Below are 11,211 nucleotides of genomic sequence, written 5' to 3'. Positions count from 1 at the left end.
CTCCATGGAACGGCCAAGCGCGTCGCCGAGAGCCTGGAGCTCAGGATTGCCTGCCAACAAGGCGTTCGTCTCGGCAACCAACAGTATTTTCGCCCGAACCTCAGATTCCCACGTCACGAAGGACGACAACAATGTCTACTGAAAACCCGCTTAGAGACCGCACCATCGGCGAAATCGCCGCGACGTTGCCCGGCGCGACCGCTGTGTTCCGCAAATTCAAGCTCGACTTCTGCTGCGGCGGCGACGCGATATTGGCCGAAGCGGTTCGCAAGCGCGGCGTGGACATCGCTGCCGTGGAGGAGGCGCTTGTCGCGCTCGACCCGAGCAAATCCATTCCTGCACCGGAAGCAACCGGCGCGCTGATCGACCACATTGTGAGCCGCTATCAGGAGGCGCATCGGCGCGAGTTGCCCGAGCTCATTCGTCTGGCGCGGAAAGTCGAAGCGGTCCATGCCGGCCATCCGGAAGTGCCGCGGGGCCTTGCCGACACGATCCAGGCGATACAGGGCGAGCTTGAGGAGCATATGCAGACCGAGGAGACAGCGCTCTTCCCGTCCATGCGGCAACAGGATGATGCTGGAAGCACTCGCCCGATCACGCAGATGCGTCACGACCATGATCGGCATGGCGAGCACCTGCGCCGCCTGGAGGCGATCGCCAACAGCTTCGTCCTGCCTGACGGCGCTTGTCGGTCGTGGGAGGCTCTCTATGTCGGGACGGCCAAACTGGTTGACGACGTGATGGAGCACATCCACCTCGAGAACAACGTGCTGTTCCCGAGATTCGAGGATCACGAAGCGGCCTGAGCGAATGATCTCGTTGGGAGCAAGGCGGCTCGTCTCCGGTCCGGTCTCGGATGGACTTCGTTCAGGGGCTCGAGCCTCATCACCTTTCGCAGCTACGTCGTGATGTCCGGGCAGTGTTCTTGGCCCGGCTGGCACGCGGCCCGCAAGAATTCATGGACTACACGGAGAAGACGTCATGAGTGAAGAGCTTTATCCCAGGCCGACAAAGGCATTGGCGGAGAAACGCCGCAGCCTCGCGCCCGAAGCCGAATCGGCTTTCCGTCAGTTTAGCCAGACTGTTTTTCAAGAAGGCGCGCTGCCGCGAAAAATGAAACAGCTGATCGCCGTAGCGGTCGCTCATGTCACGCAATGCCCCTACTGCATTGAGGGTCACACCAAGGCGGCGACAAAGGAAGGCGCGACGCCGGAAGAGATCATGGAAGCGATCTGGGTGGCTGCAGAAATGCGCGCAGGCGCGGCATACGCGCACGCGACTATCGCCCTCAACAAGCTTGAGAACAGGCCCGCCGAGTAGGTCTGCACGCGCGAGAAACTCGGTGGCCGAGACCCTTGCGCCGCTTGGCATCGTCGGTGCACCTGCGGCACACACGCGACGATGAACTTGCGATCTCAATTCCACTGTCGGATACAAACGCGACACTGGGATTGAGCGAGGAAATGTGGCGGCGACGAAGCTGCCTGCGCCCTCGAACGGCGCTCCCAAATTGCGGGATCAATCCTAGTCGCCTAGTCCTTCGCTGAACCGTTCCAGGGTGTCGACGCTGAGGATCTTGATACGCGCACGCTCCAGTTTGATTGCACCTTTGCGCTCGAGCTCCTTCAACGACCGCTGGACTACCTCGCGCACCGATCCGACCATGCTGGCGATTTCCTGGTGCGTGATGCGCGAGCAGGTGCCGGCCACGTGATCGTAACGGCCAGCGCAGCCGAGCAGCACCTTGACTACCCTAGCCGTCACGTCGCGGACTCCCAGGTCCTCGACCATCTGGCCAAGCGCGCGCTGACGATTGGCAAGTAGCCGCGTGGCCGCTTTGGCGATCTCGGGATGCCGGTCAATCTCGGCGCGAAGGACAAGACTCGGCACTAATCCAGTGACGACTTCGCCGACCGCGACGGCACCTTCGGCATTCAGGCCTTCGTCGAACGCGGCGGCTTCGTTGAAGGTGCGACCGGGACCCACCACCCGGAGCACCTGCTCCCGACCGTCGGAGGTCGAGCGATAAACCCGAACGTGGCCACGCACGACAAAGGACAGCCCCTCGCATGGCCAGCCATCCGCAACTACGGTTTCGCCGGGTGAATAACGGCGCGTGTGCACATGGCGAGCGAGTGCAGCCAGCGAGGCTTCGTCAAGTTCGGCGAAGAAGGGAACCCGCGGAAGCACGTCCTCCACGGATCGCTGCTGTTGGCAGGCGGGGTTCGTTCATCGGCGGCGCGCAAAGATTCGGCCACATGACGCGGCGCCGCGAGAACGTCAGCCGACGCGGCTTCGGATAGGAGCCCTTCATCGTTGTCCGAATGATTTCTTCCCGTTTTCGTCAAGGGCGCGATGTCATTCGGTCGGCCGCATTTGCGTTCCGCCGGAGAAATGATGGCATCGGCGCGGAACAGCGGTAGCTATCCGGTGAAGATCGCAGGGGTGCGTATCCGGCGGCCACGAGCCTCTGACCACTGCGGTGCTGGGGTCAAGGTTTCGATGGTGAGAGGCGATGATATTCTTCGAGGAGGAGTTTGACCCGCTCGATGCCTTCATCGGTAAATGCCAGGATCCCGTCATCATCGTTGGTGCCGTACACCCAAATCTCGCTCGGTTGCATTGTTCGAAGGGCGACCAGCGGCGCAGCATGTAACTGAAGGCCTTGCTCAGATCGTGTCCGCGCAAGAGCTTGTCGCGTCTCGATCATCCAGCGCTCGAGTTCGGTGACCAGCGGCACGCTCCGCTCCTAGCGCGCGGCGTAGCGTTGGGCCGGCGACAGGCCGTTGATCTCGCGCTCGATATCGAACAAGGGCATCGATGCGCTTCACGGCTTCAACCGCGAGCGATAGACCAGGTTGGGCTTCTCTCCGCGCGCCTTCTTGCGCGCCGTCGATTCGATATCGCCAGCTCGAACACTTTGCGCCGGCTGTTGGCCCAACAGCTGGATTCCAGAACAGGCCCCGGCTGACGACACGTCGCATAGAGATCGCCATAACCGCCAAAGGCATCGGCCTGCAGAATGCCGCTCCAGCCGGCAAGATGCGCCGCGGGATGTTCGCCTCGGCGATCGCGGGAATAATAGAACACCATCACCGCGGATCGGGGCCGCCGAACGGTCGGTCATCGCGCACATAGGTCCATAATCGGCCGGTGCCGGTCTTGCCATCGGCCAAGACCGGCACCGTCGTGTCGCCGCCGCGCAGACGTGAAGCGGCCAGCACATGGGCTTCGAGCCGCTTGAACAGCGGCATCAGCGCCGCGGCACCGGCACCGACCCTGGTCGGCGAGTGTCGACAGGCTGAGCGGCACGCCTTCGGGGGCATAGCGCTCAGCCTGGCGGTTGAGCGGCTGATGCTGTCCGAACTTCTCGAACAGGATCATCGCCAGCAGGCTGGGACCGGCCCAGCCCCGTGGGGTGGCGTGGAAAGGCGCCGGAGCCTGGCTGATCGCCTCGCAGTCGCGGCAGGTGAACTTCTCCCGCACGTGCTGGATCACCTTCCATTGCCGCGGCACCACCTCCAGCGTCTCGGCGATATCCTCACCCAGCTTGCGCAGCCGATGACCGCCGCAGCAGCGGCAAGCCGCCGGTGCCGCCCCGACCACGCGTTCGCGCGGCAGATGCTCGGGAAATGGCTGGCGCGTCGGTCGTTTGCGTACACAAGATGCCGCCTCTGTGGTCCGGGCCGCGGCCTCGTCTTCCGTAGCCGTGCTCTCGAGCTCCTCGAAGGTGAGCTCCATCTGATCGTGCAGGCGGGCGGAACGTTCAGAACTCTGACCATGCAGCGCCCGCTGCAGCTTCCGGATCGTCAGATCCTGGTATGCGATCAGCGCCGCATCATCCGATGCTCTGGCCCTGGCGACCGCCAGTTCGGCCCCGACCAGCGCTCGCTCGCGGCCTCGTCTTCGGCTCTGGCCAGCGCCGCGGCCAGCGCTGCTCTCAGCGCGCCGATATCGTCTGGAACAGGATCCTGGGCGGTGGCTACCATGCCCTGGATTGAATCATAAAACCTGAGGGCGACGCTCCAATCGAAGGGGAGCCTGTCTCGGGCGCGGAGCCGGGATCCAGATCGCGTCTGGTTAGAGGCAACGGTTATCTTCTTCCGGACGCACGCGTTGCGATTGCGGATTCAACCCCCCGGGGGCGGAACCTCCACCTGGCGGCTCCTGTCGACGCGACACGCCGGATCTTTGGGGGAATGGGATTCGAGGGAGCTTAGAAGCTCCGCAAGTCCCGGCTCGCCGACTGCCTTGCACGCGTCCTCGATCGGCCACCATCGCCGCTTCCGCTGGTCCTTCTCCGACCAGTTGGCCAGTGTCGCAAGGACGTGCAGCCCGAACACGGTCACGTGCCCTGAATCGCTGGAGCCGTCTTCCCGGGGCCTCACGTGTTGGTAGCTTCCAATCGACTCAGGTCCGGCGCGGCCGACCGCGCCCGCTCCCGCGAAAGCTTCGCGTTCGGCCAACCGCGACGGCGAGCAGCCTGCCACCTGCCATCCGCTCGGCACCATCCACCGGCCGCCGCAGAGCGATGTCACGAGCAGAACCTCGAGGAATCCGTCGCGGCTCAGGCGCCACGGCAGCGCCGCGTACTGCTTCGGGATGCTGCGCATTCCGTCAGCGTGTGAGGCCTGAGGCAAGATGTGGTTCATGGCAGCACCCCGAGCCTGCTCCAATCTGCGGCGGTACGACGATGAGGTTGCGGTATACGGATGTGGGCGGCTGGAATTGCGACCAAAGCGATGCACCACGGGCACCGGTATGCTGCTCTCGGCATGGAACGGCCGCAGGACCGGCAAATGCGCCTTGAATTGGAAATTCTCATGTTACGCTCCATCGGCGCGGCGCCGCGAAGCGCCGCAGAGATTGAACCGCATGCTTTTGTGGAATGGCCCGGAGCGGGAGTTATGTGCGGGTTTCAAGGGTTGGGAAGCCCGCTCCGGGAAGGAACACGTCCCTCTCCGGCGAGCCTCGAAACCTTGATGAAAGTCACCATGCACATGTTGTTACTCTAGTTGCTTACGACAGCCTCTTCAAGGCGACGCAATGTCGCCGGAAAACCCGGAATCAATCATCGCGAACGCTACCAGCATCAAACCGAATATGCCCATTGCGATGATCGTTTTCGTTGTCCTGTCCAATTTGTTGTCTCCTATGAGCTTGTTGTCTCCTATGAGCCAAGCGCGACGGCGCGGCGCCGCGTCTGCCCTCTGCTAGTTGCGCAGCGGTTGCTGGGGCGGCGAAAACATCGCCGCGTGTCAAGCTGTTTGACTAAGAATGGGGATCCCCAAGACGGCGGACGACGGCCCGGGCCGCCTGGGGCTACGAACGTGTCAGAAGGGACACCGAGACGACCAGGTATTTCTTGTGACTGCCTGAAATGATCATGCTTCCGACATGGCCATTCGATGCAGTCTGTTCAACTGGGTGGGATCGGGTGCGGCCTTCGGACGCTGGCAGTGCCAAGCGCTGGCCATACTCCAGCGCAAGGCCGCAAGCGGCCGCGATGCCGTGCGGCATTCCATCCGTTTGACTTCGAGTGCAGTCTGGCGATGATGCACCTGTGAACAGGATTTCAACACACGGACTTTCCTTTCGGAAGCGGCCCAAGACAGGCCGCTAGCCCTGGCCTCGCGGATCAGTTCCGTCAGGCCAGGGAGCTTCCTATCGATCCATATTCCTGAGCGATCCGTGGGTGCGCGTCGCCGCCGCGGATGGTTCGATCATGCACGAAGGAAACCGGAAATGGCCAAGAGAAACGGCAATCGAGAAGCCCGCAAGCCGAAGCAGAACAAGGACAAGAAGGCCCAGGCCGCGACTACGGTATCGGAACTTGGCACCAAGGCGGCCGAAGCCGGACGACGCCGCTAGCGTCCGTCCGCAATCGTGGCGGCGGCTTCATTGGCCGCCGTCGCTTGCCCCCTGTCGGCTGTACGGCGGGCGGAGGATCGATCGGGCAGGCGCGTCCGGCCATCCCTCCGCCCCGGTCGCGATAAAGCGCCGCGCATGCGAGTACATGGCATCCAGGCAAGGCACCCGGTCCTGCGCGCGGGGACCGCGGATCAGCCGGTAGGCGTAGCAGCCCATGGCGGCCGCCAACATGACCTGTGCGGCCTTCACGGACCAAAGCAGGATGGCGGCGGTCATTCGAAGATCTCCATGAGAAGACTTTCGTAGCGGCTCTTGATGAGTGCGATCCATTCGTCTGCGTCGACGAGGTCGAGAACGTGGATCGAGAGCAGGAACACTCCGGCTTTCACCATTGTCGCCGAATGCAGGAACGCCGAAACGGGGGGTGGCGCGGCCATGGCGTTGGGCAGCCAGAAGTGGAAGGGGAATCGCGCGCTCTTGATGAGCGTGCCGAGCAGGATCAGCAGAAGCGCGGGGACGTAGAGTTCATTGGCGTGTATCGCGTCGCCCGATGCCAGCACTGCGTCGAGATCGTAGCTGCCGACGATATGGCCGATGACGAGGATGCCCGCAAGCAGCGCAAGGCCGCCGACCGCCGTGATCGTCAGCGCCATGCGGGTGCCGTCACGTGCCGCCTGGTTGTGGTGCCAGTATCCGATCAGCAGGAAGGAGAAGATGCTGGTGAGTTCCCAAAACACCACTAGGAGGGATCAGGTTACCGGACAGGACGACGCCCAGCATCGAGCCGCGAACGCCAGGAAGAAAAGATAGAAGCGGCGGACCGGATCCTCAGGTGAGATGTAGTAGCGCGTATAAGACGACGACGAGAAATCCGATCCCGCTGACCAGCACCGCGAAGATCCACGCGAACCCGTCGATCCTCAGGGCGAAGTCGAGGCCCGGCGAGGGTATCCACTCGAACCTTTGCCGTTCAATCCCTCCGCCACGGACGGATGGGTACAGCGAGAGGGTCAATGTCAGACAGGCCAGCATCGTGGAAGCAGCATCGCCGCCAAGCCTGCCACGAAGGGAAGAGCGATGATCAGAGGCAGCGAATAAAGCTCCATCACTCTCCTAATGTCTGGGCGGTGTGACTGTGCGGCATCTAAGCTATCCACGGCGATCCGCCAACGATCAGCTTGGCGCTCCGCGCGAGAAGGTCGGCCGCCGCGCAAGACCCCCGGTTGCCGCCGGGCCGACGGCGATGACTTCGATCCACGGTGGGTTCCGCAGACACGTGCCTATAATGGGCGTGCGATCGCCGGCCGACAGCCCGAGCAGCGTGATACCTAGAGGCGTGGCCATGGATATCTCCGCAGGCGGCCACATCTGGTCTTCCGGATGGATCAGAAGGCGCCGCTCAGAATCTTCCGAGCCCATAATTCGGTAGGTAACGAAGCCGTCGAGCGACACAGTGCCTTCCCGGATGTCGTCCGGATCGCGCAGTTCAGCACGGTCGAGCTCCTCTGAAAGGGCCGCCGCCAGCGGATGTGATTGTTCCGTGAGCGAACGGGCGAGCGCTTGCAGACGCATACGGTCGCTCGCAGATATGCGGCGGAGAGGAAGGGACAGCCTGGTCATCATGCTTGCTCCAGAGATGGATCAACGACGGATCCCTCCCGATGCCCTCTGATTAGATGCCGCAGCGGCGATCGGGTCGCCGCCATGCGAAGTGAGGACGATCCGATGCCATCAGCCTCACGCGGCGGAGGGATCTGGATCGTCGAAACCGTCCGATGCGGCGGTCGCCAGCGGCGGCTGGTGATCGAACGCTCCCCGGATCAGCTTCAGCGACAGCTTCCGTTGCGCGGGAGCAGACACACCGGCCAGTGTTTCCCTTTCTCGACGCGAGGCCTCAGGCTGGTACTGGACCTTCTCCAACACCACCCTCTCTTCCCGTCCGTCGTGGTCCGTCAACAGAAAGGGCTGGCCTTCGACGAGCCCCAGAAGGGCCAGGCCGCGCAGCGTGGTGATGGGCAGGAACATCCCGACGGGCGATGCCATGCGCTCGAGGGACAGGATGCGGGTGTCGGGATCGCGCCCGTCTACGCTGAAGGTGATGCGGCTGCTCAGCGTCGCGACGTTGGCGGGAACGTCCTCGCGGAAGACAACCACTGCGGTCTCGATCTTCCTCTTCAGGATCGGCGTCAAAGGATCGTCCCTGCCGAAACGGCGGTCGCGCATGACCTCGAGGATGGTGAAGTCCTTGGTCGTCAGCATGCAGGTGTCAGTAAGCATCGCAGTTCTCCATCGCTCCGCTTTAAGGAGCGGTTGCGTTGAAACGGAATGGAGAATCCCCTGGCCGCCTTTGAGCGGCGCAGGGGCTACGACCCTGTGATGAGGCAGCCTCCGAAGAGCGAGAGACGGCAGGGGGGCCGGACCTCGATCATGACGCTGCCCGCAGTTCGACGGGCACCGACGACGCGGAAGGCTGCATCGGAGCCTCGACGCTTGCCGCCGTAAGGCGATGGACGCGACCGTCGCGCGCGGTCCAATTGATCGACTGCCCGGCCGAAAGGCCGATCAGCGCAGCGCCGATCGGCGTAAGGATCGAAACCTTGCCTTCGGCAATGTCCGCCTCGCCCGGGAACACCAGCGTCACGCGCCTGTCTTCTCCAAGGTCGCTGACGAAGCGAACAGCTGAGCCCATGCGGACAACATCGGCCGCGATCCGTCCGTCTGCCACGACGCGCGCCCGGTCAAGTTCCGCCAGAAGTTCATCGGCGACCGCAGGATTCCGGGTCGCATAGGATTCCGCCAGCCGCGACAACCTCCCATGGTCGGTGCGTGTCATGGTGATCGTCGGTTTGCGCGGTCTCTTCGTATCGGAAGCCATTCGGACTTCCTTTCTGATCTTGGACCGCGGACGCACCTTCGGCGTCGCTACGGTCGGTTGGAAATGATGGATTGCTGTCGCCCTGCTGCCTGAATTGTCCGCAGTGATGGGAAATACAAGCTGAAGCCCCGCGGCCGGGGCGCGACGCGACCAAGCCGAGGGGTCAGTAGCCCGCGATGGGGCACACCCGCGTAAGGAGAAGAGTGAAGCGTTCGGTCGACATTCTCGGAATGTGGGGGCTCGGAACTGGAAAATCAAGTAATGCGCGAGATGTGCACGAGATGCGCCGAGGCGGTCCCGTCTGCCAGCCAACCGGACTGGATGCAGCACCTGGCCGGCCCGATCGGCAGTGATTGTCCTGGTCGGCGCTTCGCTCTCGGCTCCCTGACACTGGTCCGCAACGTCGATCTGCCAGCGGCATCAACGCAGTCGGCTCGGCACGACAAGCACGTCGCTCGGGACTTCGTTAAGGATGCGCGATGCCACACTGCCCAGAAGGGCTTGCATCAAGCCCGTTCTTCCACGAGTTCTGGCAACGACGAGATCGATATCGGCTTCGTTCACCAAGACGCGAAGGCCGGTCACCGGATCGCCGCGACGGAAGGACGGCGAGACACAGGTGGCCTCGGTAGGCAAGGACCCTCTCATTGCTTGCGGATCATTTGCCAGGGGCGCTCCGGAGCCTTCGCTTCCGATTGCGCGCCGCACTGGGCGCCAGTTGGCGACGACGTCGTCGAGGTTGACATAGGAAAGGAGCGTCACATCAATGTTCGGGTAGTTGCCCACCAAGCCATTGTCATGCCGCCGAGACGTTCCATGCACCCCCGGCCAAGAACATGGCAACAGCTTTGGCTGGAGACAACGTAGAGCCCAAGGACGGCCATTTCGCCTCGCCGAGTGGCTGTCCTGACATTTCCGGTCATAACCGCACTAAACGTGGTTGCGGTTTAGAAAGAGATCCCGGGATAACCGCTTTTTCGGTTATCCATGGAATGCATCACGAGCTTCTCGCTAGGCGGGACAATGCCTTGCCGAGCGATGCCTTGGTATGCCAGGCGCTTCTGCGAGCTGTGGTCCGACGGCCTCGGCATCTCGAGTCGAGCTGCATGTAATCCAGTGCCCGGCTGATTGCGATCAACCACGCGCGGGCAAATGCTTCGCCACCTCGACAAAATTCCGCACCGCCTTGGCGCGATTGGTACGCTTCCAGACGAGCACCGTCTGGCTGCGGAAGCTCGGATGCAGGATCGGCCTCACCTCGACATTGCGTCCGAGAAAATTGATCAGGCTTTCTGGATAGATGGTGATGCCGAGACCGGCAGCGACGAGGCCAAGCAACGCTAGCGTATTGGAGGCCTCGAGCTTTATGTTGAGCCGCACGCCTTCGGCGGAAAACATATCGTCGAGTCGCCAGCGATAGGCCTCCCACTCGATCATGTCGCCGAGAATAATGTCTTCTTCCGCTAGGTCTGTCGGTCGCACCTCATGCAGCCGTGTAAAGCGGTGATTCCTTGGAGTGACCACATAGAGCGGATCGGCAGAAAGAAGAAGGGTGTGGAAATCGGCGTGGTCGAACGGGCCGATCATGTAGCCGACATCGACTTCGTCATGCGCGAGCGCGAGTTTCTGGCCTTGGGTCCGAATGTAGCGGAGGTTGACATCGATATGCGGATAAAACCGTCGGTAACGTGATACGGCGAAGGGCATCAGCTCGGTGGCAGCAAAGGCCATGTAGGCCACGCGCAAGCTGCCAGTCTTGCCTTCGGCGATTAGTCGGGCTGCCTTCACCGAATTCGAGTATGCCTGCAAAAGCGCTACATTCTGTTCATAGAAGGAGCGCCCGGCCGGCGTAAGGGCAACTTCTCGCGTTGTTCGTTCGAAGAGCGCGAAGCCCAAAATGTGTTCCAGTTTTTGGATACGGCGAGTGAGTGCCGATTGATCGACGTTTAGCCGCTCGGCGCTGCGGCGGAAGTTCAACTCCTCAGCCACGACGAGAAACGAATGGGTAAGCTCTAGGCCCGCTTCCGTGTTCATGCCGTTTCCCAGAGTCAGATTGATGCGTTTGACGCAAGAATAATTGGCTAAAGACCATTTCAGCTCAAGATGGAGACTCGGCAATCTTTCGGCGGATACCGGCGGACGCGAATGTCCCTCGGTCATCGAAAGCCAACGGCGCCGCATTGCCGGCCAAGCAGAGGAAACGCCATGAGCGACGTGGACAACAAGGAACTCGACCGAATGCTGCAGCAGGCGTTCGCGGCATCGACGAAAATCTACCAGGAACGCGGCTTTCAGCGCCGCGTCGGTTTCGGTAGCCGCCCGGCGCTGGTCAGCGTCGATCTCGCCAATGCCTGGACCCGGCCCGGCAATCCGTTCACCTTCGACCAGGATGCCATGGACAACGAGATCATCCCGGGCATGCAGAGGCTGCTGAAGGCTTGCCGAGGTATCGGCCTTTTTTTTTT

General features: G+C 62.3%; 13 protein-coding genes and 2 pseudogenes. 5 read left to right on the top strand and 10 right to left on the bottom strand.

Annotation, left to right across the window (positions count from 1 at the left end):
- Positions 1 to 806: iron-sulfur cluster repair di-iron protein (ric, locus tag EOD07_RS08735; RefSeq protein WP_245469968.1), on the top strand; the 806-nt coding region annotated here is incomplete at its 5' end.
- A gap of 175 nt (positions 807 to 981) precedes the next feature.
- Positions 982 to 1,320, top strand: coding sequence for a carboxymuconolactone decarboxylase family protein (locus EOD07_RS08730; protein WP_127235127.1), 339 nt, complete (start codon positions 982 to 984; stop codon positions 1,318 to 1,320).
- 204 nt (positions 1,321 to 1,524) lie between these two features.
- On the opposite strand, the gene EOD07_RS08725 is transcribed toward EOD07_RS08730, so the two are convergent.
- The 3 genes from EOD07_RS08725 to EOD07_RS38450 form a co-directional block, all read right to left on the bottom strand.
- The gene (locus tag EOD07_RS08725) at positions 1,525 to 2,199 is read right to left on the bottom strand and encodes a Crp/Fnr family transcriptional regulator (RefSeq protein WP_127235126.1); all 675 of its coding nucleotides are present in this window, start codon (positions 2,197 to 2,199) and stop codon (positions 1,525 to 1,527) included.
- 292 nt (positions 2,200 to 2,491) lie between these two features.
- Positions 2,492 to 2,707 carry a hypothetical protein gene (locus EOD07_RS38455; RefSeq protein WP_245469971.1) on the bottom strand — a complete coding sequence of 72 codons (216 nt, stop codon included), beginning with the start codon at positions 2,705 to 2,707 and terminating at the stop codon, positions 2,492 to 2,494.
- 385 nt (positions 2,708 to 3,092) lie between these two features.
- Complete coding sequence (locus EOD07_RS38450; RefSeq protein WP_245469975.1) at positions 3,093 to 3,254, bottom strand: IS66 family transposase; 162 nt, start codon at positions 3,252 to 3,254, stop codon at positions 3,093 to 3,095.
- On the opposite strand from EOD07_RS38450, the gene EOD07_RS38445 reads away from it, so the two are divergent.
- Complete coding sequence (locus tag EOD07_RS38445) at positions 3,241 to 4,008, top strand: hypothetical protein (protein ID WP_245469973.1); 768 nt, start codon at positions 3,241 to 3,243, stop codon at positions 4,006 to 4,008. The genes EOD07_RS38450 and EOD07_RS38445 overlap by 14 nt on opposite strands.
- 1,737 nt (positions 4,009 to 5,745) lie before the next feature.
- Complete coding sequence (locus tag EOD07_RS39045) at positions 5,746 to 5,871, top strand: hypothetical protein (protein ID WP_281059043.1); 126 nt, start codon at positions 5,746 to 5,748, stop codon at positions 5,869 to 5,871.
- Between the two features lie 27 nt (positions 5,872 to 5,898).
- Here the strand turns inward: EOD07_RS39045 and EOD07_RS39200 are convergent, their stop codons facing one another.
- The 7 genes and pseudogenes from EOD07_RS39200 to EOD07_RS08685 form a co-directional block, all read right to left on the bottom strand.
- On the bottom strand, positions 5,899 to 6,147 hold the full coding sequence (locus EOD07_RS39200) for a hypothetical protein (RefSeq protein WP_127235125.1): 249 nt from the start codon (positions 6,145 to 6,147) through the stop codon (positions 5,899 to 5,901).
- An 86-nt stretch (positions 6,148 to 6,233) separates the two neighbouring features.
- Positions 6,234 to 6,917 (bottom strand): annotated as a pseudogene (locus tag EOD07_RS08710) (proton-conducting transporter membrane subunit); the annotation flags it as partial.
- A 127-nt stretch (positions 6,918 to 7,044) separates the two neighbouring features.
- Entirely contained in the window at positions 7,045 to 7,494 is a 450-nt protein-coding gene (locus EOD07_RS08705) for a transcription elongation factor (RefSeq protein WP_127235124.1), read from the bottom strand.
- 114 nt (positions 7,495 to 7,608) lie between these two features.
- Positions 7,609 to 8,130 (bottom strand): nucleoside-diphosphate kinase, encoded by a 522-nt coding sequence (locus EOD07_RS08700; RefSeq protein ID WP_127235123.1) that lies wholly within the window; start codon positions 8,128 to 8,130, stop codon positions 7,609 to 7,611.
- A gap of 166 nt (positions 8,131 to 8,296) precedes the next feature.
- Positions 8,297 to 8,746 carry a nucleoside diphosphate kinase regulator gene (gene rnk, locus EOD07_RS08695; RefSeq protein WP_127235122.1) on the bottom strand — a complete coding sequence of 150 codons (450 nt, stop codon included), beginning with the start codon at positions 8,744 to 8,746 and terminating at the stop codon, positions 8,297 to 8,299.
- 420 nt (positions 8,747 to 9,166) lie between these two features.
- Positions 9,167 to 9,532, bottom strand: a complete 366-nt coding sequence (locus EOD07_RS38435; RefSeq protein WP_245469969.1) for a universal stress protein — start codon at positions 9,530 to 9,532, stop codon at positions 9,167 to 9,169.
- 348 nt (positions 9,533 to 9,880) lie between these two features.
- Positions 9,881 to 10,780, bottom strand: a complete 900-nt coding sequence (locus EOD07_RS08685; protein ID WP_127235121.1) for a LysR family transcriptional regulator — start codon at positions 10,778 to 10,780, stop codon at positions 9,881 to 9,883.
- Between the two features lie 171 nt (positions 10,781 to 10,951).
- Between EOD07_RS08685 and EOD07_RS08680 the strand changes: the two are divergent.
- Positions 10,952 to 11,211 (top strand): annotated as a pseudogene (locus EOD07_RS08680) (N-carbamoylsarcosine amidase); the annotation flags it as partial.

The sequence above is a fragment of the Mesorhizobium sp. M2C.T.Ca.TU.002.02.1.1 genome, assembly GCF_003997225.1.
Note: the sequence above shows the minus strand (reverse complement) of the source record. Positions and strands in the feature narration are given on the sequence as shown.

What these genes read in the sequence shown, in the direction of transcription:
- EOD07_RS08730 (WP_127235127.1), top strand. Translation starts at nt 982, where the DNA reads ATGAGTGAAGAGCTTTATCCCAGGCCGACAAAGGCATTGGCGGAGAAA.
- EOD07_RS38450 (WP_245469975.1), bottom strand. Translation starts at nt 3,254, where the DNA reads ATGCCGCTGTTCAAGCGGCTCGAAGCCCATGTGCTGGCCGCTTCACGT.
- EOD07_RS39045 (WP_281059043.1), top strand. Translation starts at nt 5,746, where the DNA reads ATGGCCAAGAGAAACGGCAATCGAGAAGCCCGCAAGCCGAAGCAGAAC.
- EOD07_RS39200 (WP_127235125.1), bottom strand. Translation starts at nt 6,147, where the DNA reads ATGACCGCCGCCATCCTGCTTTGGTCCGTGAAGGCCGCACAGGTCATG.
- EOD07_RS08705 (WP_127235124.1), bottom strand. Translation starts at nt 7,494, where the DNA reads ATGATGACCAGGCTGTCCCTTCCTCTCCGCCGCATATCTGCGAGCGAC.
- EOD07_RS08700 (WP_127235123.1), bottom strand. Translation starts at nt 8,130, where the DNA reads ATGCTGACGACCAAGGACTTCACCATCCTCGAGGTCATGCGCGACCGC.
- rnk (WP_127235122.1), bottom strand. Translation starts at nt 8,746, where the DNA reads ATGGCTTCCGATACGAAGAGACCGCGCAAACCGACGATCACCATGACA.
- EOD07_RS08685 (WP_127235121.1), bottom strand. Translation starts at nt 10,780, where the DNA reads ATGAACACGGAAGCGGGCCTAGAGCTTACCCATTCGTTTCTCGTCGTG.